The organism is Cellulomonas sp. P5_E12, assembly GCF_054049315.1.
On sequence record NZ_JBFUMP010000004.1, the window covers coordinates 181822 to 204769 of the forward strand.

Consider the following 22948-nt stretch of genomic DNA (forward strand, 5'->3'; position numbering starts at 1 on the left):
GTCGCCCGATCGGGCTCCGCTCGTCGGCGTGGCGCGGTACGTTCACGGCTGTACGGGGCAACCGTCCGGATCGACCGCCGCGGGGACGCGTCGCCGAGAGCGAGGGCGTACGGATGGCCGAGGGACGCGAGGCCGACCTCATGGTCGGCCGAGAGGCGCAGACGTCCGCCCTGCGCTCGATGGTTGTCGACGCGACGGCAGGAGTCGGCCGGTCGGTCGTCGTCGTCGGGGAAGCGGGGATCGGCAAGAGCCACCTCCTGCAGGACCTGGTCGACGCAGCGCCGGGCGCTCGCGCGCTGCGGGTGTCCGGGTCCGAGCCGGAACGGCAGCTGAGCTACGCCGCCCTGCACCGGATCCTTCGTCCGCTCGCCGACGAGGTCGCGCGCCTCCCGCCACCGCAGAGGTCGGCCCTGGAGGTCACCTTCGGTGAGACGGCCGGCCCGGCACCGAGCCGGTTCCTCGTGGGGCTCGCGACCCTGACGGTCCTGGGTGCGGCGGGCCGGTCGGCTCCGGTGCTCTGTGTCGTCGACGACGCGCACTGGCTGGACCGTGAGTCGCTCGACGCGCTGGCGTTCGTCGCACGGCGGCTGGAGCGAGAACGCGTCGCGCTGGTGCTGGCCACGCGGGACGAGGCCCCCGTCCTGGCGGCGCTCGACGGTCTGGACCGGAGCGAGCTCACGGGGCTGGCGACGCCGGCCGCCGCGAGCATGCTCGCGGAGCGCGTGACCGGACGGATGCACCCGTCCGTCGTGGACAGCATCGTCGAGCACAGCAACGGCAACCCGCTCGCCGTGCTCACCATCGCGCAGTCGCTCAGCGCACAGCAGCGCGCCGGCACGGCTGCGCTGCCCGACCCGTTGCCGATGACCAGCGGGATCCAGGACTACTTCCTGCGCGCCGTCGCGGCCCTGCCCGCCGCCACGCAGGAGTTCGTGCTCGTCGCGGCCTGCGCCTCGGCCGACGACCCGCAGACGGTCTGGCGCGCCGCGCACCTGCGAGGCCTCACCGCGAGGGACGCCGATCCGGCCACGGTGGCGGAGATCTGCACGGTCCGCGACGAGGTGCGGTTCAGCCACCCGCTGGTGCGGTCGGCGATCTACGGCTCCGCGGCGCCGGACGCCCGCCGGGCGGCCCACGCGGCCCTCGCCGAGGCGACCGCCCCGACCGATCCCGACCGACGGGCGTGGCACCTGGCCCAGGCGGCCGGCGCTCCGGACGACGCGGTCGCCGCCGAGCTGGAGCTCTCCGCCGAGCGCGCCCGCGCGCGTGGCGGGTACGCCGCGCAGGCGACGTACCTGCGCCGCTCCGCCGAGCTCACCGTGGACCCGTCGGTCGCGCTGCGCCGGACCCTGGACGCGGCCGACGCGTACGTCCTGTCCGGGGACCTCGAGACCGCCGGCGTCCTGGTCGAACAGAGCGCCGTCTCGTCGACGGGCCCGCAGCGTGCCCGCGGGCTGCTGGTCGAGGCCGAGATCGCCATCGCGCGAGCGGGCCCGGCCGGCGCCACCGCGACGCTGATGCAGGCGGTGGCGGAGGCGGCGCCCGGCGACACCGACTTCATCCGGAGCTGCCTGTGCGAGGCGCTGCTGTCGGCCGTCCTGGCCGGTCGCTACCTCAGCGGCACGACGCACCGCGCGGTCGCCGCGGCCACGCTGTCCACCGCGGGCCGGCGCCCCCAGCTCGAGGCCCTCGACCAGCTCTTCGACGCGTTCGCCATCCGGATCGGCTCGGGGTACGAGGCTGCGGTCCGCCCGATGCGCGCCGCCCTCGACGCGCTGACCCTCGACGCCGGCCACCTCGGACGGAACACCGTCGGCGCGGTCCTGCTCGCCATGATGGCCTGCGACGAGCTGTGGGACGAGGACGCGCGCAGGGAGCTGTTCGGCAGGCTCGAGCGGCGGCTGCGCCGGGAGGGCGCACTGGTCGACCTCTCGATCACCCTCTCGTCCGGTGCCGCGGGGCTGGTCCGCGAGGGGCGGTTCGCCGAGGCGACGGTCCTGTACGCCGAGAGCCAGGAGCTCAGCGCGGCGTACGGCCTGCGTAGCGAAGCCCCGTGGGTGCTGCTGTACGCGTGGCAGGGTCGCGACGCGCAGACGCGCGAGCTCGCCGGCTTCATGCGCGGGCAGCAGAGCCTCGGGCTCTGGACGTCGTTCGGGGCTCACTGCCTGGCGATCCTGGCGCTCGGTCAGCAGGACTACGCGGGCGCCCGCGACCTGCTCACGGAGATCTTCGACGACGACACCCCCGGCTTCTCGACCACGTCCCTGCCCGACCTGGTCGAGGCCGCGGTGCGGTCGGGCGACGACGCGGGCGCGCGGCGCGCCCTGGACCGGTTGACTGCCCGGGCGGCAGCGGCCTCGACGCCGGTGGCGGCCGGGCTGCTGGCTCGGTCGCGGGCGCTGCTCGCCGAGGACGACCAGGCCGAGGACCTGTTCACCACCGCCTTGGCGCTGCTGCAGGAGACCAACGTCGCCACCGACGTCGCGCGCTGCCACCTGCTCTACGGGGAGTGGTTGCGACGCTCCGGGCGTCGCACGGACGCCCGGGTGCAGCTGCGACGGGCGCACGAGATGTTCGCCGCGATGGGGGCGGGTGCGTTCGCCGAGCGCGCCCGTTCGGCGCTGCTGGCCACCGGCGCACGGACCTCGGCACCCGCCCGGGACCAGGGCGACGGGACGCTCACGCCGCAGGAGTCCCGGATCGCGGGCCTCGCCGCCCGCGGCATGACGAACTCCGAGATCGCGTCGAGCCTCTTCGTCACCCCGTCGACCGTCGAGTTCCACATGACGAAGATCCTGCGCAAGACGGGGGCCACCTCGCGGCGGGAGCTGCGCGGCCTGCTGGGGCGCTGACTGGGGTCTTTCCCGGGCGCGGACAAACCGGGCGCCATGGTCCGGTGGACCCATGGACCAGGAGCTGGCAGGCAAGGTCGCGGTCGTCACCGGCGCGAGCCGCGGGATCGGTCTCGCGATCGTCCGCGCGCTGGCCGCGGAGGGCGCCCAGGTGGTGGCCGGCGTGCGGTCGTCGAACGCCGAGCTGGAGTCGGTCGGCGGCTCGGTGCAGATCGTCACCGGCGACCTCGCCACGGCCGACGGACCCGGCCGGCTGATCGACGCCGCAGTTGCCGCGCACGGGCGGCTCGACGTGCTGGTCAACAACATCGGCGGCGTCCGCCCGCGCCTCGACGGCTTCGCAGCCGTGACCGACGAGGACTGGCTGTGGGCCTTCGCGACGAACCTCATGCCCGCGGTCCGGGCGACGCGAGCCGCGCTGCCGCACCTGCTGGCGAGCGCGCCGTCGTCCGTCGTGACGATCAGCTCGGTCAACGCCGCGCTGGCCGACCCGGCCGTCATCGACTACAGCGCCGCGAAGGCGGCGCTGACCAACTTCTGCAAGTCGCTGTCCCGCGAGGTCGGTCCGCTGGGCGTCCGCGTCAACACGATCAGCCCCGGCCCGGTCGCCACCGACCTGTGGCTGGGCGGGGGCGGCGTCGCCGAGACGATCGCCGCCCGCAGCGGCCGGAGCGCCTCGGACGTCGCCGCCGGCGCCGCCGCCGACTCCGCGACCGGCCGGTTCACCCGTCCCGACGAGGTCGCCGACCTCGTCGTCCTGCTCGCCGGCGGCCGCGCCTGGAACGCGACGGGCATCGACATCCGGATCGACGGCGGGCTCGTCACCACGCTGTGACCGGCTCACCCACCGAGGAGACCACCATGCCCGCACCGACCGCCCGCAGCGCCCGCGTCGTCGTCCGCATGCTCGCCGCCACGATGCTGTTCGCCCTGGCCGCCGCCTTCACCATGGGCAGCGCGAGCGCCCACCGCCCGGAGGCCCCCAAGCCGACGATCGTCCTCGTGCACGGCGCGTTCGCCGACGCGTCGAGCTGGTCGGAGGTCACGCAGCGGCTGCAGCGCAAGGGCTACACCGTGTACGCCCCGGCCAACCCGCTGCGCGGCATCGCGCCCGACGCCGACTACCTGCGCGCGTTCCTGGCGACCGTTCCCGGGCCGGTCGTGCTCGTCGGCCACTCCTACGGCGGCGCCGTCATCACCAACGCCGCCACCGGGAACGGCAACATCCAGGCCCTCGTCTACGTCGCGGCGTACGCGCTCGACGAGGGCGAGAGCGTCGGCGCCGCCAACGCGCTGGGCGGCGGCACCGCCCTGCTCGGCCAGCACATCGTGGTCCGGCCGACCGCGGGCGCCGCACCCGGTGACGTGGACGCCTACGTCGACCCGGCGTTCTTCCGGGACGTCTTCGCGGCGGACCTGCCCGCGTCGCAGGCCCAGGTGATGGCTGCCGGCCAGCGCCCCCTGCTCGCTTCCGCGCTCGGAACCCCCTCCGGCGTCCCCGCCTGGCGCAGCATCCCGTCCTGGTACGTCGTCGCGACGAAGGACCACGCGATCCCGCCGGAGGCCGAGCGTGCGATGGCCGCCCGCGCCGGTGCGACCACCGTCGAGCTGACCACCTCGCACGTCCCGATGCTCAGCCGCCCCGACGCCGTCGTCCAGGTCATCCTCAGCGCCGCCGGCCGCTGAGCCCCGTCCCACCCCAAGGAGCACCCTCATGTCCGAGAACCCGCCCGTCGTCCTCATCCACGGCCTCTGGATCCATGCCTCCGCGTGGGCACCCTGGATCGACCTGCTCGCCACCCGCGGCTTCACGGCCACCGCCCCGGGCTGGCCGGGCGAGGCCGCCACGGTCGCGGAGACCCGTGAGCACCCCGAGCCGCAGAACGACGTCGGCATCACGGCGATCTGCGAGCACTACGCCGGCATCTTCGAGGCGGAGGGCATCAAGCCGATCGTGATCGGGCACTCCTTCGGCGGGCTGATCGCCCAGGAGCTGCTCGCCCACGACCTGGCCGTCGCGGCCGTCGCCATCGACCCGGCTCCCATCAAGGGCGCCAAGGCCCTGCCGTTCTCGCAGCTCAAGTCCGGCCTGCCCGTGCTGGGCAACCCGGCCAACAAGAAGCGCACGGTCGCCCTGACCGCCAAGGAGTTCCGCTACAGCTTCGGCAACGCGCTCAGCGAGGAGGAGTCGGACCAGCTGTGGGAGGCGTGGACGATCCCCGGCCCCGGCCGGCCTTTGTTCGAGGACGCCGCCGCCAACTTCTCCCGCCACTCCCCCGCCGAGATCGACACCCACACGGCCGTCCGCGGCCCCCTGCTGCTCACCTCGGGGTCCGTCGACCACACCGTCCCGGCCAAGGTGACGCGGCAGGTGTTCGGCCTCTACTCGGACAACACGGCCTCGTCGACCGAGTACCACGAGTTCGAGGGCAAGGGTCACTCGCTGACGATCGACGCCGGCTGGCCCGAGGTCGCCGAGGTCGTGCTCGACTGGCTCGCGGGGAAAGGCTTCGGACTCGCCGCAACCTCGGAGGCCGGCTCGGTGGCGTAGGGGTGCGGCGCGTGGCCTCCCCGGGCGCTGCGCCCGGGGAGACCACGGCCCGCTTGCGGTTCGCCGGGCTCCCGAGCAGGGTGGGCGTCAGTTCGCCTCGGAGCGTCCCGCCCGCCAGTACCCCATGAACGCGACGGCCTTGCGGTCGACGCCGCACTCGGCCACGAGGTGCCGGCGCAGGGTCTTGATGACGGCGGCCTCGCCGGCGAGCCAGGCGTAGAGCGCGGCTTCGGTTCGCAGCGGGACCCCCGACTCGTCGACGGGCACCTCCCAGAGCATCCCGGAGTCGACGTCCACGTCCTCGAGCACGACGTCGGCCGCGGGCGCCTGGCCGGGCAGCAGCCGAGCGCACGCGGCCTGCACGGCGGGGATGAGCAGCTCGCCGTGCGCGCGACCGTCGCGGCCGTACCAGCGGACCGTCACGCCGGCGGGCGCGTCCATCGGCAGGCGGTCGCCCGAGAGCGGCATCTCGATCAGGGCCTCGCCGCGTGCGTCGGCGGGAAGTCGCTCGAGGATCCCCGCGATGGCGGGCAGCGCGGTCTCGTCGCCGGCGATGAGCAGGCGGTCGGTGTGGGCCGGGGGCACGAAGTCGACGCCGCCGTGCGGTCCGGTGGCCTCGGCGTTGGGGCCCAGGATCACCAGGTCGTCGCCGGGGGCGGCGGACAGCGCCCAGCGGGACGCCGGGCCAAGGTCACCGTGCAGCACGATGTCGACGTCGACCTCGCGACGGTCCTGGCGGACGCCGCGGGCGGTGTAGGTGCGGATCGGGTGGCGACGGTCGTCGGGCATCGCGCGCCAGCGGCCGTACCAGTCGTCGCTGCCCGAGAGGCTGAGGAGCTCGTCGTAGGAGGCGTCTGCCAGGGGCAGGAAGAACTTGATGCGCTGGTCGAACCCGTTGTCCGCGAAGCGGTCCAGGTCGTCGCCGGTGAACGTCACGCGCAGCACGCTCGGGCACATGGTCTGGACGGCGGCCACCTGCACCGCGAACATGCGGAAGGGCAGCGCGGGGGCTTCGACCGAGACGGGCACGTCGACCAGGGTAGAGGAAGGTGAGGCTGTCCTCACCGCGGTGTTCGTCACAGCAGTCCTTGTCACAGTGCGCTCCTTCGGGTCCGCCACAGCAGGGAGATGAAGTACGGGGCGCCGATCAAGGCCGTGAGCAGGCCGGCCGGGATCTGCGCGGGGGCGATGACCGTGCGGCCCAGGGTGTCGGCGACGCTGACCAGCAGCGCACCCAGCAGCGCGGCGACCGGGACCACGCGCGCGTGGGACGACCCGACGAGCGAGCGGGCCAGGTGCGGCGCCATGAGCCCGACGAAGCCGACGACACCGATCGCGGACACCGCCACGGCCGTGAGCAGCGCGGTCACCACGAGCACCCCGAGCCGGGTCCGCTCCAGCTGCACACCGAGCACGCGGGCCACGTCGTCGTCGACCGCCAGGACGTCGAGGTCGCGGCGCCAGCGCACCACCAGCGGCGTGAGAATCACCAGCGCGATCGCCACCGGCCACACCTGCGCGGCCGTGCGCCCGTAGGTCGAGCCCGACAGCCAGGTGAGCGCCATGGTCGTGTTGTACGGGCTGGTCAGGACGACGATCAGGGTGATGAGCGACGTCGCGACGGCCGAGACGCCGATGCCGACGAGCACCAGCCGGTCCGAGCTCAACCCGCGACGGTTGGCCAGCCCGTAGACCAGCGCGAACGTGGCCAGTGCGCCCAGGCACGCGGCGGCGGAGACGACCCAGGTGGTCGACCCCGGAAACAGGACGATCGCCAGCACCGCACCCACGCCTGCGCCGCCCGTGATGCCCAGCAGGCCCGGGTCGGCGAGCGGGTTGCGCGCCACGGCCTGCACGGTGGTGCCCGCGAGCCCGAGTGCCGCACCGGCCAGCAGCGCGGCGAGCACGCGCGGCGTGCGCTGGTCGAGCACGAAGCTCACCTGGCGCCCGCTGACGCCCGCGAACCAGTTCGCCACGTCGCCCATGAGCAGCAGGCGGTCCCCCAGCAGGAAGCCGGCGACGAGCGCGGCGACCACCGCGACGACGAGGGTGCCGACGACGAGCGCCACGCGCCGCCGCGACGCCGGGTGCGCCCCGACGGCCGCCGTGCTGCRCGCGGGGCCCGAGTCGCGCAGGCGACGGGCGAGCCAGACCATGATCGCCGCGCCGAACAGCGTGGTGACGGCGCCGGTCGGGATCGCCACGCCGGCGACGCCCGGCACCGCGAGGCGCAGCAGCACGTCGGCGGCCAGCACCACGATGCAGCCCGTCAGCGCGGCCAGCGGCAGCAGGAGCCGGTGGTGCGCGAGGCCCGGGACCCGCCCCGCGACCAGCCGCGCGATCACCGGCGCGCTGAGCCCGACGAACCCGATCGGCCCGGCCACGGTGACCGCGAGCGCGGCCAGCAGCACCGCGAGCAGGACCGTGACCACGCGCGTGCGCCGGACGTCGAGGCCGAGCACGGACGCGGTGTCATCGCCGAGGGCGAGCACGTCGAGCCGCCGCGACCAGACCACGAGCACGATCGCGGCGAGCAGCACCACGGGCGCCGCTTGCATCACCTTCGTCGTGCCGGACTGGACGATCGAGCCCTCGCCCCACGCGAACATTCCCTGCGTCTCCTGCGCGAACAGGATCATCAGCAGGATCGTCACCGACGACAGCGCCAGCATGGTCGCCGACCCGGCGAGCACGAGTCGCGTCGGACCCTCGGCCCCGCCGCGCGCGATGGCCAGCACCAGCGCGGCCGCCGCAAGGCCGCCGACGAAAGCCAGCGCACCGCTGACCGCGAACGGCAGCGCGAACCCGGTCACCGCGGCGAGCACCACGGTGAAGTACGCGCCGGCGTTGACCGCGAGGGTGTCGGGCGAGGCCAGCGGGTTGCGCGCGACCGACTGCAGCGCGCCGCCGGACATGCCGAGCGCGACGCCGACCAGCAGCCCGGCGAGCACCCGCGGCGCGCGCGACGCGACGAGCACCGCGAGGGTCTCGTCGTCGCTCGAGCCCGTGAGCAGCCCCAGCAGGTCCCCGAGCCCGACGCGCGACGTGCCGAGCGTGAGGTCCACGGCGGCCAGCAGGACGACCACGGCGGTCGCGACGACGAACACCGCCGCGATGCGTCCGGGCCCGGCGTGCGCGGCCGCGGGGCCCGCCGTCTCGCGGACGGCGGGCCGTGCAGTCATCGGTGCATCCACGCTCATGCGTGCGGGCTCCAGGTGGTGATGGGTCTCAGGCGGTGATCGCGGCCACGGCGGCGTCGATGAACGCCGCCCCCGACTGCGGGCCGCCGAACATCCAGATGCCGTCGGGCAGGCGGGTCGTGTTCCCGGCGACGACGAAGGGCAGCTGCTCCCAGATCGCGTTCCCGGTCAGCCCGTCCTTGAAGGCGTCGCCGCCGTCGGTGTCGTTGCCCACGTACAGGAACTCGACGTCACCGAGGCTGGTCAGGCCCTCGACGTCGGTCTGCGCCAGGCCGTAGTCGGGGTCGCCCTCACCGGTCCAGGCGTTCTCGAGGCCGAGCAGGCCCGCGACGCCGCCCAGGTAGGAACCCGGCGTGTACATGCGGATCGAGACGGTCCCGTCCGCCACCCAGCCGTCGGCGAACGTGAAGGCCGCACCGGCCTTGCCGGCCTCGTCGAGCGTCGCCTTCGCCTCGTCGACCTTGGCGTCGAAGTCCGCGAGCGCCGCCTCCGCCTTGTCGGAGGTGCCGGTCGCCTCGCCCAGGATCTCGAGCGTGCTGCGCATCTTGCCGATCGGGTCGGACGCGTCCGAGCCGCGCAGCGCGATCACGGGGTACTCGGCCTCGATCTGCTCGATGACCTCGGCGGGCAGGTCCGTGGTGGTGACCACCAGGTCGGGCTCCAGGGCAGCGATCGCGTCCAACGACGGCTCGCCGCGGAAGCCGACGTCCGGCGTCGACGCGTCCAGCGGCACGACGGTGTCCCAGGTGTTGTAGCCCGCGACGTCGGCCGCGCCCACCGGGGTGACGCCGAGCGTCAGCAGGTTCTCCGTGAGGCCCCACTCGAGCGAGGCCACCTTGGTGGCGGGCGCGTCGAGCTCGACGGTGCCGCGGTCGTCCGTGATCGAGACCGGGCCGCCGGCGGCGGCAGAAGGCGCCTCGGCCGCCTCGGCTGCGTCTTCCGTGGTGCCGCAGGCGGCGAGCAGCAGGGCCGCGCCCGCGACGAGGGCAGGCAGGGTCATCTTGCGCACAGGGGTGTCCTTAAGAGTTGGCGTGAACGGGGTGCTAGACGGTGGTCAGGTGCGAGCGGTGGGTGTGCTTGCCGACGGGCCGTGTGTGCACGCGGCCGGTGTGCTCGTCGCGCAGCACCTCGATGCGGATGCCGTACGTCTCGCTGAGCGCGTCGGCCGTGAGCACCTCGTGCGGGCGGCCGGAGCCGACGACGACACCGCGGCGCAGCAGCACCACGTGGTCGGCGACGGACGCCGCATGATCGAGGTCGTGCAGGACGACGCCGACGGCGACGCCGTGGTCGTCGGCCAGGTCCCGCACCAGGTCGAGGATCTCCACCTGGTAGCGCAGGTCGAGGTACGTCGTCGGCTCGTCGAGGAGCAGGACGCGCGTGTCCTGCGCGAGGCACGTGGCCAGCCAGACGCGCTGCAGCTCACCGCCCGACAGCTCGTCGACGCCGCGGTCGGCCATCGACCCGACGCCCGTGACCTCCATCGCCCACGCGATCGCCCGCGGGCCGTCGGCGTCGTCCTGCCGCCAGCGCCCGCGGTAGGGGTGCCGCCCGTAGCCGACGACGTCCCGCACGCTGACCCCCGACGGCGTCGGCCGCGACTGGGACAGCAGGGTCACGCGGCGCGCGAAGTCCTTGGCGGACACCGCGTGCGCGTCGGGGACGTCCGGCAGGCTGACCGTGCCGGTGTCCGGGGTGTGCAGCCGCGCGAGCGCCCTCAGCAGCGTGGACTTGCCCGAGCCGTTGGGGCCGATGAGGGCCGTGACCTGGCCGGGCTGGAGGCGCAGGTCAGCCGACGTCACGACGACGGTGCCGTGGTGGGCCAGCGTCAGGTCGTCGCCGCGCAGGGCGTCGGGGGTGCTCACGAGTGCAGGTTAGCCTGCACTAAGTAAGGTTTGCCAAACCTCATCCAGATGCTGAACGTGCGCTACACGACCCCGCCGAACGCGAGGCCCAGCAGGTAGGTCGCCGCGGCGGCGCCGTACCCGATGGCCAGCTGTCGCAGCGCACGCTTGGCCGGCGACGCCCCGGAGAGCACGCCCACCGTGGCTCCCGTCGCCAGGAGCGCGAGCCCGACCAGGAACGACGCCCAGGCGACGGCGACGATCCCCTCGGCGCCGAGCAGGTAGGGCAGGACCGGGATGGCCGCGCCGGACGCGAAGAAGCAGAAGCTCGCCGCCGAGGCGCCGACCGCGGTGCCGACGGACTCGTGCTCGTCGACCTCCTCCTCGGCCGCGGGGTCCGCGAGCCCGTCGGCGTGGTCGAGCGACGCCAGCACCTCGTCGGCGCGGGCCTGCGCCTCGTCGGGCTCCATGCCCCGGGCGCGGTAGACCAGCGCGAGCTCGTTGGCGTCGACGTCGAGGTGCGGCAGCGCGGCGCGGGCGGCCTGCCCGGGCCGGGACGCCTCGAGCAGCTCGCGCTGCGACCGCACCGACACGTACTCGCCGGCGCCCATGGACAGCGCGCCCGCGAGGAGTCCCGCCAGGCCCGTGAGCAGCACGGCCGCCGTCGACGCACCGCTCGCCCCGATGCCGAGCACCAGGGCGAGGTTGCTCACCAGGCCGTCGTTGGCGCCGAACACCGCAGCCCGGAACGTGCCCGAGATGCGGTTGCGCCCGCGGGTCGCCAGGCCGCGCACGACCTCCTCGTGGATGGCCTCGTCGGCCGCCATGGCCGGGGTGGCGTCCTCGTCGTCGTCGTACCCCGACCGCGCCTCCGCGCGCTGCGCGAGGGCCAGGACGAAGACGGACCCGAACCGTCGGGCCAGCACGCCGAGGGTGCGCGTGCGGAAGTCGCCGCGCAGGGGCTTGCCGACGTCGTCACCGAGCAGGTCGAGCCAGTGCTCCTCGTGCCGGCCCTCGGCCTCGGCGAGCGCGAGCAGGATCTCGCGCTCCTCGCCCGTGCGCCGGGACGCGATGTCGCGGTAGACGGCGGCCTCGGCGCGCTCGTCGGCCAGGTACTTGCGCCAGCGCCGGATCTGGGATCTGGAGGGGCTCTGACGTGCGGTGGCGGGGGTTGGCACTGCTCCATGGTCGCAGCCGTGCGGACGGGAATCGGGCAACAGGTCGGTGTTCAGGTTGCCGAATCATCGGATGTGCAGAACCGTGGCGGGAACCGACGGATGTCCATGGAGGGCTTCGTCCCCGTTCCACACTCCGGGAGGCTCCCGATGTATGCCGAGACGGCCGTGGCGCCCGCGCTCTCCGCGATCGCGCCCGCGCGCCACTGGGCACGGGACCGACTGTCCGAGGCGGGGGTCGATGACGGGCGCCTCGAGCTGCTCGTCCTGCTGGTCAGCGAGCTGGTCACGAACGCCGTCGCGCACGCCGACCCGCCCGTCGTGCTGCGCGTGCACGTCGACGACGAGCGCACCCGCGTCGAGGTCACCGACGGCGTCCGCGAGGTGCCCGTGGTCCGCAACCCGCCGCCGACCGCTCTCGGCGGCCGGGGTGTGATGTTCGTCGACAAGCTGGCGTCGAGCTGGGGTACGTCCGAGGAGCAGGGCGACGCCGCCAAGGCCGTCTGGTTCGAGCTGCGGCACGACGACATCAGCGAGCTGGGCCGCTTCGGCCGCTGAGCTCGGGCGCGCGGCCGCGTGACGCGATCTCGGACCAGAGCGGCCCGAGCACCAGCCAGGCGACGAGGACGGTGGTCGCGCGGCCGGCCCACGTCAGCAGCACCTCCCGCTGGTCCGGCTCGGTGGCGATGAGCATGAGGATCCCGAGCACGCTGCAGGCCACCAGCCAGGCGACGAGCACCCGCACCCACAGCCGCCACTCGTGAGCCCGCGCCGCGGCGCCGTGCTTCGGTCGAGGCTCCGGGGCCGGACCGCCGGCGAAGCGGTGGGCCACCCAGAAGTCGACCCGGTGGACGGTCAGCGCGCCGAAACCCACCGTGAACCCGAGGTACAGGGCGGCCAGCCCGTGGGTCCACGTCGCCTCCGCGCCGCGCAGCAGGTCACCGACCGTCGCCACGAGCAGCACGACCTCCAGCAGCGGCTCGCACAGCAGGAGGACGGTCGAGGTGCGTCGCCGGTGGAGCACGTACCGGGCGACGACGGCGGCGGCGAGGAACACCCAGAACGCGATCTCGCAGGCGACGACGAGGGCGGCGACCGGGTTCTGCGCGATGGCGTCGATCATGCGTCCACCGTGCACGCGGGCCGGCGTCGCGCGCGTCGGGCCTTAGGGGCACGCGGCCTACATCCTTCGGACGACCGCGCCGACGGGCCGATGTGCTGGGATGACGGGATGGGACGAGTCCTGCGCGCGGGGATGCAGGACGATCGCGTGGTCTCCACGACGCTCGTCCTGCTCGGCGTCGTGCTCGCTGTGCTGGGGCTGGCCGGCCGACCCGCCGACGCCCTCGACGGCACCGCGATCGCTCAGTACGCCGTCTGGTGGCACCTGCTGATCCTGGTCTGCGCCGCGGCAGCGCTCCTGGGCAAGCGGCGCCACCCGGTGGCCACGCTCGCGATCGTCGCCATGCTGGCCGCCCTCGACGGGTACCTGGGCGGCGGCATCGTCGTCTTCGTCGTGCTCTTCGACGCGCTCTACACCGCGGCTCTGATCACCTCGGCCGCAGTGCGACGACGGATCATCTGGGCCGTCGCGGTCGTGAGCGTCGGCGGCCCGGTCGTGATGCTCGCCACCGGAAGCCCTCTGCGGGAGGCCGTGGTCGCCTTCCTGCAGGCTGTCGCGCTGTACGGGACCCCGCTGTGGTGGGCGTCGGACGTGCGGCAGCGGACCGAGCTGGCCGCCCTCGAGGGCCGCCGCGCCGACCTCGAGCGAGAGCGCGCGGACCTGGCCCGGGAGGTGGCGGCGGACGCGGTCCGGATCGCCGCGCTGGACCGCGAGTCGGCCGTGCGCGAAGAGCGGGCGCGGATGGCCCGGGACCTGCACGACGTCGTCGCCGGGCACCTGTCGGCTGTCGCGATCCACACGGCCGCCACCCTGTCCGCCCCGCCCGACACCGACCGGGACCGTGCGGCACTGCGGACCGTGCGCGCCGGTGCGCTGGACGCGCTGGCCGAGATGCGCTCGATGATCCTCGTCCTGCGTGGGCGACCCGACCCGGTCACGGCTCCTGCCGGCCTCGGGCGTCTCGACGCCCTGGTCGCCGCCGCGCGGTCGGCGGGTCAGCAGGTCGTCGTCGTGGGCGCCCCGCCTGTCTCCCTCTCGTCCGCCGCAGACCAGGCGGCGTTCCGCATCGTGCAGGAGTCGCTGACCAACGCCGCCCGGCACGCGCCAGGAGCGCCCGTCGAGGTGACGGTCGGCGGAGCGGACGGCGTCGAGGTCGTCGTGGCAAACGCCTTACCACCCTCGGCGTCGACACCCCCGCTCAGCACGGCCACGGGCCTGCTCACCATGCGGGAGCGCGCGGAGGCGCTGGGCGGGACGCTCGTCGCCGGTCCCACGGACGGCCGCTGGGTCGTGCGCGCGTCGCTGCCCGGGGCGTCGTCGTGACCGACGTCCGCGTCCTGGTGGCCGACGACCACGGCGCCATCCGGTCCGGCCTGCGCCTGATGCTCGAGAACGCCGACGGGATCACCGTGGTCGGCGAGGCGGCCGACGGTGCCGCCGCCGTGGCCAACGCCCGCGCACTGCGCCCCGACGTCGTTCTCATGGACATCCGGATGCCCGGCATGGACGGCATCGAGGCCACCCGCATCATCGTCGCCGAGGGGCTCGCCGACGTCCTCGCCCTGACGACGTTCGACCTCGACGACTACGTGCGCGGGGTGCTGGGAGCCGGCGCCGTCGGGTTCCTGCTGAAGACCGTCGGAGCCGACGACCTGGTCGACGCCGTCCGCCGGGTCGCCGCCGGCGACGGAGTGCTCGCGCCGGAGGTCACCCGCCGCCTGCTGGCCGACCTCGTCGCCGCGCACGCGCCCGCCGCGGCACCGGCCCTGGGGATCGACGATCTCACCGCCCGCGAGCGCGACGTGCTGGCGTGCCTGGGCGCGGGCATGTCGAACGCCGACATCTCGTCGGCGCTCGCGATCACCGCGGCGACGACGAAGACGCACGTCACCCGGGTGCTCTCGAAGCTCGGGTGCACCTCCCGCCTGCAGGCCGCGCTGGTCGCGGTGGAGGCGGGGCTCGTCCGCCGCTGAGCTGGTCGGCTCAGTTCTCCCAGGGCGGGGTCTCGTCGAGCTTCGCGTAGTACTTCGCCAGGTGGCTCTTGATGCGGTCGCGGTCCTTGTCCGGGACGTCGACGCCGCCGCGGGACCCCTGCATCACCGCGGCGGCCGCGAAAATGCCGCGCGGGACGGCTTTCAGGTGCCCGTCGATGACGTCGGCGATCAGCAGCTTGTACGCGGTGAAGTTCTCCTTGGCGTCGGAGTCGTACCAGACGTGCGCGTCCCGGTACTTCTCGTTGGGTTCGTCGTCGGCCTTCGCCCAGGCGCGCACGCGCTTCTCGGCGGCGTCGCCGTCCCACGCGCGGTCACGGTCGGCCAACGGAAGGTCGCCGAATGCGGTCACAGCCATCTCGATGTCCTCCTGGCGCTCGTCGCGATGTCATGTCGACGGTCGCACCGGCGCCGCGCGCTCGCATCCGCTACGCGTCGGCCCAGGCCTCCGGGGTGACGAGCACGGGCTCGCCGGTGCGGCCGGCCTCCTCGATCGCGAGCCCGAGCAGGTGGTCCTGGCAGCCGTCGGCCAGCGGGTACGGCGGCGGTCCGTCGCCGCGCACCCACGCGCCGGTCGCGTCGAGCAGCGAGGCCACGGCGATGTCGTCGTCGGCCAGCCGCGCGCCCTGGAACGGGTTCCGGTAGAGCACGCGGCCGTCCAGGCTCAGGTGCTCCAGGTCGAAGCCGTCCAGGTTCTGCTCCAGCCCGGTCACGCGCCGGACGATCGGCGAGCTGACGACCGTGCGCTCGTCGACCCAGCGGGTGACCGTGTCGTCGACGATCTCGCCGTGCGTCCCACGGATGACGATCCGGTTGGTGCGCAGCGGGTTGTGCCACTGGTTGTCGGTGAAGTCGTACAGCGCGCTGCGGCCGCCACCGAAGTCCAGCGTCGCGAGGATGTTCCAGGCGTCGACGGGCTCGGTCGCCCCCGTCCAGCCGTCGCGGGCGAGGGGGCCGACGAGCGGCGCGTGGAAGACGGAGGCCCTGACGACGACCTCGCCGCGGCCCGCATCGAGCAGCCGCCGGATGAGCCCGACGGCGTGGTACAGATGCGTCGAGCTGATCTGTACGCTCGTCGGCGTCCCGATCAGCCCGTCCTCGACCGCGGCGATCCGGGCCACGTGGGACGGCATCGCGGGGCTGTGCTCGGCCACCTGCACCAGGCCCGACGAGCCGACCTCGGCCCAGAGCTCCCGGAGCCCCTCGGCGTCGGGTGCGGGCGGCGTCTCGGCCAGCACGGGGATCCCCAGCGACACCAGCTCGGCGGTGACTTCCGGGGTCACGGGCCACGGGACGGAGACCACGACGAACTCTGGCCGGTCGGTGCCGCCGTCCGGGACCGCGCCCGTGACCAGCTCCTCGATGGTCCGGACCGTCGGGACGCCCCACGCCTCCTCGACCTCCGCGCCGCGCAGTGCGGACCGCGTCACCACGCCGGTCACCTGGAACCGGTCGGGCAGTAGGCGGGCCATCCGGACGAAGAACTCCGCCCGCCACCCGCTGCCGACCACGCCGAACCGGATGGGTCCCTGCTGCGTCATGCGCTGTCCTCGTCGTCGGGGGATGCGTGCGCGTCGAGACTAGTCCGCCGTGACCTCGGTGACCTGGCCGTCCTCGACGTGCCAGCGGCGGGTCAGCCGGACGGTCTCCAGCATCCGGCGGTCGTGCGTGACCAGCAGGATCGTGCCGTCGAACGTGTCCAGCGCCGACTCCAGCTGCTCGATCGCGGGCAGGTCGAGGTGGTTCGTCGGCTCGTCGAGGACCAGCAGGTTGACGCCGCGCGCCTGCAGGAGAGCCAGGGCCGCGCGGGTGCGCTCGCCGGGCGACTGGGACGACGCCGGCCGGTGGATGTGGTGCCCGCCGAGCCCGAACTTCGCCAGCAGCGTGCGAACGTCGGCGGTGGGCCAGTCGGGGACCTCGCGGGCGAACGCGTCCCCCAGCGGCTCGTCGCCCTCGAACGCGCGGCGGGCCTGGTCGACCTCGCCGACGAGCACGCCGGAGCCCAGGTCGACCGCCCCGGTCGTGGGCTGCAGCCGACCGAGCAGCAACGCCAGCAGCGTCGACTTGCCCGCGCCGTTGGGGCCCGTGACCGCGACGCGGTCCCTCCAGTCGAGCTGCAGGTCGACGGGCCCGAGGGTGAAGCCGCCGCGAGTCACCACGGCATGCCGGGCCACCGCGACGACCGCGCCCGAGCGCCCGGCGGCGGCGATCGTCATCTGGAGCTGCCACTCCTTGCGGGGCTCCTCGACGACGTCCAGCCGCGCGATCATCTTGTCGGTCTGCCGCGCCTTGGCCGCCTGCTTCTCCGACGTCTCGCCGCGGTGGTGCTTCACGTGCTTGTCGTTGTCCGACGCCTTGCGCCGAGCATTGCGCACGCCCTTCTCCATCCACGCCCGCTGCATCCGGGCGCGCGCGTTGAGGGCGTCGAGCCTCGACGAGTACCCCTCGTACGCCTCGCGGGCACGGCGACGGGCGATAGAGCGCTCCTCCAGGTAGGAGTCGTAGCTGCCGCCGTAGGTGGACACGCGCTGCAGGCTGCGGTCGATCTCGACGACGGCCGTGACGGTGCGGCTGAGGAACTCGCGGTCGTGGCTCACGACGACGATCGCGGCCTCCGACCGGTCGACGAACTCCTCGAGCCGGTCCAGGCCGGCGGCGTCGAGGTCGTTGGTCGGCTCGTCGAGCAGGTAGAGGTCGTAGCGCGACAGCAGCAGCGCCGCCAGGCCGACGCGCGCGGCCTGACCGCCCGACAGCGCCGTCATGGGGTGGTCGAGGTCGACCGCCAGGCCGAGGTCGTCGGCCACCGTGCCCAGGCGCGCCTCGAGGTCGGCGCCGCCGAGCGAGAGCCACCGCTCGAGCGCCTCGGAGAAGGCGTCGTCGGCCCCGTCCTCCCCCGCGCCCAGGGCCTCCGCCGCGACATCCATGTCCCGCTGCGCGGGCGCGACGCCCGTGCGGCGTTCGAGGTGGGCGCGCACCGACTCCCCGTCCAGGCGCTCGATCTCCTGGGCGAGGAACCCCAGCTGCGCGTGGGCCGGCGAGACGGCGACGCTGCCGGTGTCGGGCGGTCGGATCCCCCCGAGAATCCGCAGGAGGGTCGACTTCCCGGCGCCGTTGGGACCGACGAGCCCGATGACGTCGCCGGGCGCGACGACGAGGTCGACCCCGGAGAACAGCTCGCGATCGCCGAAGCCGGCCCCGACTCCCTTGGCCTGCACGGTGGCGGTCATGCGGTCATTCTCCTTGCTCGGCGGAGGTGCGACCGTACGCGGTCGGGCCGCTGGTCCGCCCCGTCTTACTGCCCGGCTGCGGCGCGCAGCCCGTCGACCAGCGGCGTCGTCGGGCGGCCGATGAGGGTCCGCAGGTCGGGGGTCGCGTCCGCCAGGTCACCGCGGCGGATGTCGGCGTCCAGGGTCGCGACGAATCCCGCGGTCCCTTCGTCGAGCCCCGCGTCCACCAGGATCGCCCGGTGCTCGTCGAACGAGACCTGCGTGTTCACCACCGGCGTCCCGAGGATGGTCGCCATGGCGTCCGCAAGCTCGTCGAACGACCATGCGACGTCGCCGCTGAGCTCGTAGACCCGCCCCTCGTGGCCCTCGCCGAGCGCCACGGCCGCCGCGCCCGCCGCGTAGTCGTCGCGCGACGCGCTGGCCACGCGGCCGTCGCCGGTGCTCGAGAGCAGGACGCCGGTGGTGCGCGCCTGCTCGAGCGCGGCGACGTAGTTCTCCGTGTACCAGTTGTTGCGCACGATGGTCCACGCCAGCCCGGAGGCCCGCACCAGCTCCTCGGTGGCCTTGTGGTCGGGCGCGAGGGCGAGGGCGCTCGTGTCCGCGTGGGGGGCACTGGTGTAGACGAGGCGACGCACGCCGGCCGCCTTCGCGGCGTCGATGACGGCGCCGTGCTGGGCCACCCGCACCCCCGGCTCGCTGCCAGAGACCAGGATGACGGTCTCGGCACCCTCGAACGCCGCGGCCAGCGCGGCCGCGTCTCCGTAGTCGGCCGCGGCGGTGCGGACGCCGAGGTCCGCGAGCCGTTCGGTGCGGCGACCCGTCGCGACGATCTGGTCGGCCGGCTGGCCGCCCGTGAGCAGGTTCGTGACGATCAGACGGCCGAGGTGGCCGGTGGCACCGGTGACGGCGACGGACATGAGTGGTTCCTGCTCTCTTCGAGACGGTCGTGCTTGTCGTCTGCGGCAACGGGGGCCCACACCCGAACCTTCCCGATCGTCGGTACCCACTTCGGCGTAAGGTACGCACGTGACGGTGAGCAACGAGGTCAGCGCCCTGGACCGACTGATGACCGACGGGATCCTGCCCGCAGCGTGCCCGTCGCGGATCGTCCTCGACCACGTGACCAGCAAGTGGGGCGTCCTGCTGCTGGTCGCCCTGTCCGAGCGGACGATGCGCTGGGGCGAGCTGCGCCGGATCGTCGAGGGCATCAGCGAGAAGATGCTCGCCCAGACCCTGCGGACGCTCGAGGCGGACGGCATCGTGCACCGCGAGGTGACCCCGAGCATCCCGCCGCGCGTCGACTACTCCCTGACGCCGCGGGGCACCGAGCTGGTCGCCCGGCTGCTGCCGCTCATGGAGTGGATCGTCGACAACGCGGACGAGATCGTCGCGCCCGGACCCAGCTGACCGCTGGGACGAACGGCGCGTCTGGGCGAGCTCGATCGCAGGCCGTTGGGGACGTGTCTCCGGTGGGCTCTACTGTCGCGGCATGTTCCTTCTCGACGACGGCGGTCTGGTGCTCTCGCCGAGCGACCTGGCCAACGCCGCCGCCTGCGAGTTCGCCGTGCTGCGCAACCTCGACGGGCGGCTCGGCCTCGCGGAACCCGCGCCGATCGCCGCGGACGCGATGCTCGAGCGGGTCTCCGCCCTCGGCACCGCGCACGAGAACCGGGTCCTGCAGGCGTACCAGGCATCGCAGCGCGTGGTCACGATCGCCCGACCGCGGTACGACGCCGCCTCCGAGCGGGCTGCGCTGGAAAGCGTGCACGCCTCGACGCTCGCCGCGCTGGGGTCCTCGACCACCGACGTCGTCTACCAGGCCGGGTTCTTCGACGGTCGGTTCACCGGCTGGGCCGACTTCGTGGTGCGGGAGCCCGACGGTTGGTCGGTGCTCGACACCAAGCTCGCGCGGAGCGTGAAGGTCACGGCGCTGCTGCAGCTCGCGGCCTACGCCGACCAGCTCATCACCGCGGGCATCCCGACGATGTCCGAGGTGCACCTGATCCTCGGCGACCGGTCGCGGTCCAGCCACCGCCTCGCGGACCTGCTCCCGCTGTACCGCGAGCGCCGCGCCCGCCTCGAGGACATGCTCGACGAGCACCGGGCGTCCGCGGCCCCGGTCGGCTGGGGCGACGTCCGGTACCGCGCGTGCGGCCGGTGCGACGTGTGCGCCGCCGAGGTCGCCGCGCACCGCGACGTGCTCCTGGTGGCCGGCCTGCGGTCCACGCAGCGCGCGCGGCTCGCCGCGGCCGGCATCGGCACCATCGACCAGCTGGCCTCGAGCAGCGGCGAGATCAAGGGCATCGGCGGGGCCCCGCTGGCCAACCTGCGCCGGCAGGCCGCGCTCCAGGTCCGGCAGGAGACCGCGAGCGAGCCGCTCGTGTTCGAGCTCGTCGACGCCGGTGCCGTCCAGGACCTGCCCGCGCCCGATCCCGGTGACATCTTCTTCGACTTCGAGGGCGACCCGCTCTGGACCGACGACACCGTCCCGGCCGACCAGCCCGCCGACTGGGGCCTCGAGTACCTGTTCGGCGTGGTCGAGGCGTCGGGGACGTTCCGGCCGTTCTGGGCGCACGACCGCGCGCAGGAGAAGCAGGCGCTCGTCGACTTCCTGGCGTACGTCGCCGACCGCCGCGCAGCGCACCCGGGCATGCACGTCTACCACTACGCCCCGTACGAGCGCACGGCGCTGCTGCGGCTCGCGGGCCGCTACGGCGTCGGCGAGGACGCCGTCGACCAGCTGCTGCGCGACGGCGTGCTGGTCGACCTGTACGCGACCGTCCGGCGCGGCCTGCGGGTGGGCAGCGACTCGTACTCGCTGAAGAAGCTCGAGCCGCTGTACATGGGGTCCGAGCACCGCGAGGGGGCCGTGACCACCGCGACGGACTCGATCACCGAGTACGCCGAGGCGTGCGACCTGCGCGACGCCGGGAACGTCACCGCCTGGCAGGAGCGCCTCGATCAGATCGCCGACTACAACCGGTACGACTGCGTCTCCACGCTGCGGTTGCGTGACTGGTTGCTGGCCCAGGGCGCGACCGCTGGCGTCGCGCCGTCCGGCGACCCCGCGCCCGAGCCGCAGGAACCAGCCGAGGAGGACGCTCTGGTCGTCGAGCTGCTCGCCCGGGCCGAGTCGCTGCCCGACGTGCACGACCGCCAGGCCGTCGAGATGCTCGCCGCCGCCGTCGGCTACCACTCCCGCGAGGCGAAGCCGTTCTGGTGGGCGCACTTCGACCGCCTGCAGTCCGACCCCGCCGAGTGGATGGACCCCCGCGGCACGTTGCTCGTCGAGAGCACGCCCGAGGTCGTCGAGGACTGGAGCATCGGCGCCGGCAAGCGGACGTACGCCCGACTCCTCCGGCTCACGGGGCAGCTCGAGCCCGGCAGCGACCTGCGCGCCGGCGGCAAGGCATGCGCCCTGTACGACCCGCCGCCCGCCTACGCGCAGACGTCCAGCACGGGCCACCGCGGGTGGACCGCGAGCGTCGACATCCTCGACGTCACCGCGCGGGGCGCCGTCGACTCGGCCTCCGGCACGCGCGACGTGCTGCTCGTGAGCGAGCGACTGGCCACCGGCGCGACGCCGGCACCGGACCTCCCCATGGCCCTCGCGCCGGCGCCCGGACCGGGCGTGAAGTCGATCGTCGAGGCCATCCGGGACCTGGTCACCGGCGTCGCCGCCGGTCTGCCGACCCTTCCGGACCGGCCCGTGGTCGATCTGCTGCGCCGGATCCCGCCACGGACCCGCAGCGGTCTGCCCCTCCCCCGACCCGACGAGGCCACGGGCGTCACCGAGGCGATCATCGACGCCCTCCTCGACCTCGACGGCTCCTACCTCGCGGTCCAGGGCCCGCCCGGGACCGGCAAGACCTACACGGGCGGCCACGTCATCGCGGCGCTCGCCGCGCAGGGCTGGAAGGTCGGCGTCGTCGCGCAGTCGCACGCCGTCGTCGAGAACATGCTGCGCGCGGTCCACGCCGCCGGTCTCGCCCCGGAGCACATCGGCAAGAAGGCCCAGGACGAGCATCCCGACGACGCCGTGTGGCAGTCGCTGCCGGCCGGCAAGCACGCCGTCGCGTTCCACGCCCAGCAGGCGGGCGGCTTCGTCATCGGCGGCACCAAGTGGGACTTCACGACGCGAGACCGCATCCCCGAGGGCGGGTTCGACCTGCTGGTCGTCGACGAGGCCGGGCAGTTCTCGCTGGCGGACACGGTCGCGGTCTCCACGGCTGCGCGGAACCTGCTGCTCCTGGGCGACCCGCAACAGCTCCCCCAGGTCACCCAGGGCCGCCACCCGGCGCCCGTCGACCGGTCGGCGCTCGGCTGGCTCGCCCAGGGCCACGACACGTTGCCGGACGAGCTCGGCTACTTCCTCGACCGGACGTGGCGGATGCACCCGACGCTGTGCGCTGCGGTGTCGCGGCTGTCCTACGACGACCGGCTGACCGCCGTCCCGCTCACCGCCGACCGCTCGCTCGACGGGGTCGCGCCGGGCATCCGGACCGAGCTGGTCGACCACGACGGCAACGCCGTGTCGTCGCCGGAGGAGGCCGCCGTCGTGGTCGAGGAGGTGCGGCAGCTGCTGGGTCGGCGCTGGACCGACCCGCACACCGGCACCGACCGGCCACTGGCCGGGGCGGACATCCTCGTCGTGGCCCCCTACAACGCGCAGGTGTGGACCGTCCGCCGCGCGCTCGATGCCGCCGGCATCGCGGGCGTCCGGGTGGGGACCGTCGACAAGTTCCAGGGTCAGGAGTCCGCCGTCGTGCTGGTCACCACCTGCGCGTCGTCCGCCGACGAGGTGCCGCGCGGCATGGAGTTCCTGCTCAACCGCAACCGGCTCAACGTCGCCGTGTCCCGGGCGCAGTGGTGCGCCGTGCTCGTGCGCTCCCGGCGGCTGACGGACTACCTGCCGACGAGGCCCGAGCAGCTGGCGGAGCTGGGCGCGTTCATCGGCCTCTGCGGGCCGGCACCGAGCCCGTAGC

General features: G+C 74.1%; 19 protein-coding genes. 9 read left to right on the top strand and 10 right to left on the bottom strand.

All coding sequences use genetic code 11. The annotated features are described in order from the left end of the window. The first annotated feature begins 113 nt into the window (after window positions 1-113). Genes ACXJKA_RS05005 through ACXJKA_RS05020 form a run of 4 tightly spaced genes read left to right on the top strand, consistent with a single transcriptional unit; the run spans window position 114 to window position 5403 of the window. A complete protein-coding gene (locus ACXJKA_RS05005; RefSeq protein ID WP_456824072.1) occupies window positions 114-2852 on the top strand; it encodes a helix-turn-helix transcriptional regulator in 2739 nt (912 codons plus the stop codon). 52 nt (window positions 2853-2904) lie between these two features. Then, window positions 2905-3687 carry an SDR family NAD(P)-dependent oxidoreductase gene (locus tag ACXJKA_RS05010; RefSeq protein ID WP_456824073.1) on the top strand — a complete coding sequence of 261 codons (783 nt, stop codon included), beginning with the start codon at window positions 2905-2907 and terminating at the stop codon, window positions 3685-3687. A 26-nt stretch (window positions 3688-3713) separates the two neighbouring features. After that, a complete protein-coding gene (locus ACXJKA_RS05015; RefSeq protein ID WP_456824074.1) occupies window positions 3714-4538 on the top strand; it encodes an alpha/beta fold hydrolase in 825 nt (274 codons plus the stop codon). 28 nt (window positions 4539-4566) lie between these two features. Next, a complete protein-coding gene (locus ACXJKA_RS05020) occupies window positions 4567-5403 on the top strand; it encodes an alpha/beta fold hydrolase (protein WP_456824075.1) in 837 nt (278 codons plus the stop codon). Between the two features lie 87 nt (window positions 5404-5490). Here ACXJKA_RS05020 and ACXJKA_RS05025 read toward each other — a convergent pair whose 3' ends face one another. The 5 genes from ACXJKA_RS05025 to ACXJKA_RS05045 form a co-directional block, all read right to left on the bottom strand. After that, window positions 5491-6393 (bottom strand): siderophore-interacting protein, encoded by a 903-nt coding sequence (locus ACXJKA_RS05025; protein WP_456824142.1) that lies wholly within the window; start codon window positions 6391-6393, stop codon window positions 5491-5493. Between the two features lie 101 nt (window positions 6394-6494). Further along, window positions 6495-8585: an iron ABC transporter permease gene (locus ACXJKA_RS05030; RefSeq protein ID WP_456824076.1), complete on the bottom strand. Its 2091-nt coding sequence runs from the start codon at window positions 8583-8585 to the stop codon at window positions 6495-6497. Window positions 8586-8631: 46 nt separating this feature from the next. Next, entirely contained in the window at window positions 8632-9603 is a 972-nt protein-coding gene (locus ACXJKA_RS05035; protein ID WP_456824143.1) for an ABC transporter substrate-binding protein, read from the bottom strand. A 43-nt stretch (window positions 9604-9646) separates the two neighbouring features. Then, window positions 9647-10468, bottom strand: a complete 822-nt coding sequence (locus tag ACXJKA_RS05040; protein WP_456824077.1) for an ABC transporter ATP-binding protein — start codon at window positions 10466-10468, stop codon at window positions 9647-9649. A gap of 62 nt (window positions 10469-10530) precedes the next feature. Further along, the gene (locus ACXJKA_RS05045) at window positions 10531-11625 is read right to left on the bottom strand and encodes a VIT1/CCC1 transporter family protein (RefSeq protein WP_456824078.1); all 1095 of its coding nucleotides are present in this window, start codon (window positions 11623-11625) and stop codon (window positions 10531-10533) included. 147 nt (window positions 11626-11772) lie between these two features. Here ACXJKA_RS05045 and ACXJKA_RS05050 point away from each other — a divergent pair, with 147 nt between their 5' ends. Then, window positions 11773-12180, top strand: a complete 408-nt coding sequence (locus tag ACXJKA_RS05050) for an ATP-binding protein (protein WP_456824079.1) — start codon at window positions 11773-11775, stop codon at window positions 12178-12180. On the opposite strand, the gene ACXJKA_RS05055 is transcribed toward ACXJKA_RS05050, so the two are convergent. Continuing rightward, window positions 12152-12745, bottom strand: coding sequence for a hypothetical protein (locus tag ACXJKA_RS05055; protein ID WP_456824080.1), 594 nt, complete (start codon window positions 12743-12745; stop codon window positions 12152-12154). The genes ACXJKA_RS05050 and ACXJKA_RS05055 overlap by 29 nt on opposite strands. A gap of 108 nt (window positions 12746-12853) precedes the next feature. On the opposite strand from ACXJKA_RS05055, the gene ACXJKA_RS05060 reads away from it, so the two are divergent. After that, entirely contained in the window at window positions 12854-14068 is a 1215-nt protein-coding gene (locus ACXJKA_RS05060) for a histidine kinase (RefSeq protein WP_456824081.1), read from the top strand. A 59-nt stretch (window positions 14069-14127) separates the two neighbouring features. Beyond that, complete coding sequence (locus ACXJKA_RS05065; protein WP_456824144.1) at window positions 14128-14718, top strand: response regulator; 591 nt, start codon at window positions 14128-14130, stop codon at window positions 14716-14718. Window positions 14719-14728: 10 nt separating this feature from the next. Here ACXJKA_RS05065 and ACXJKA_RS05070 read toward each other — a convergent pair whose 3' ends face one another. From ACXJKA_RS05070 to ACXJKA_RS05085, 4 genes are all read right to left on the bottom strand, one after another. After that, window positions 14729-15094: a hypothetical protein gene (locus ACXJKA_RS05070; RefSeq protein WP_456824082.1), complete on the bottom strand. Its 366-nt coding sequence runs from the start codon at window positions 15092-15094 to the stop codon at window positions 14729-14731. 70 nt (window positions 15095-15164) lie between these two features. After that, window positions 15165-16277, bottom strand: a complete 1113-nt coding sequence (locus tag ACXJKA_RS05075) for a Gfo/Idh/MocA family protein (protein ID WP_456824083.1) — start codon at window positions 16275-16277, stop codon at window positions 15165-15167. 39 nt (window positions 16278-16316) lie between these two features. Beyond that, window positions 16317-17963, bottom strand: coding sequence for an ABC-F family ATP-binding cassette domain-containing protein (locus ACXJKA_RS05080; protein WP_456824084.1), 1647 nt, complete (start codon window positions 17961-17963; stop codon window positions 16317-16319). A 65-nt stretch (window positions 17964-18028) separates the two neighbouring features. Continuing rightward, entirely contained in the window at window positions 18029-18880 is an 852-nt protein-coding gene (locus ACXJKA_RS05085) for an NAD(P)H-binding protein (RefSeq protein WP_456824085.1), read from the bottom strand. A 148-nt stretch (window positions 18881-19028) separates the two neighbouring features. Here ACXJKA_RS05085 and ACXJKA_RS05090 point away from each other — a divergent pair, with 148 nt between their 5' ends. Together ACXJKA_RS05090 and ACXJKA_RS05095 are read left to right on the top strand one after the other, a co-directional pair. Next, the gene (locus tag ACXJKA_RS05090) at window positions 19029-19370 is read left to right on the top strand and encodes a winged helix-turn-helix transcriptional regulator (protein WP_456824145.1); all 342 of its coding nucleotides are present in this window, start codon (window positions 19029-19031) and stop codon (window positions 19368-19370) included. Window positions 19371-19452: 82 nt separating this feature from the next. Next, window positions 19453-22947 carry a TM0106 family RecB-like putative nuclease gene (locus tag ACXJKA_RS05095; RefSeq protein ID WP_456824086.1) on the top strand — a complete coding sequence of 1165 codons (3495 nt, stop codon included), beginning with the start codon at window positions 19453-19455 and terminating at the stop codon, window positions 22945-22947. Window position 22948: the final 1 nt, after the last annotated feature.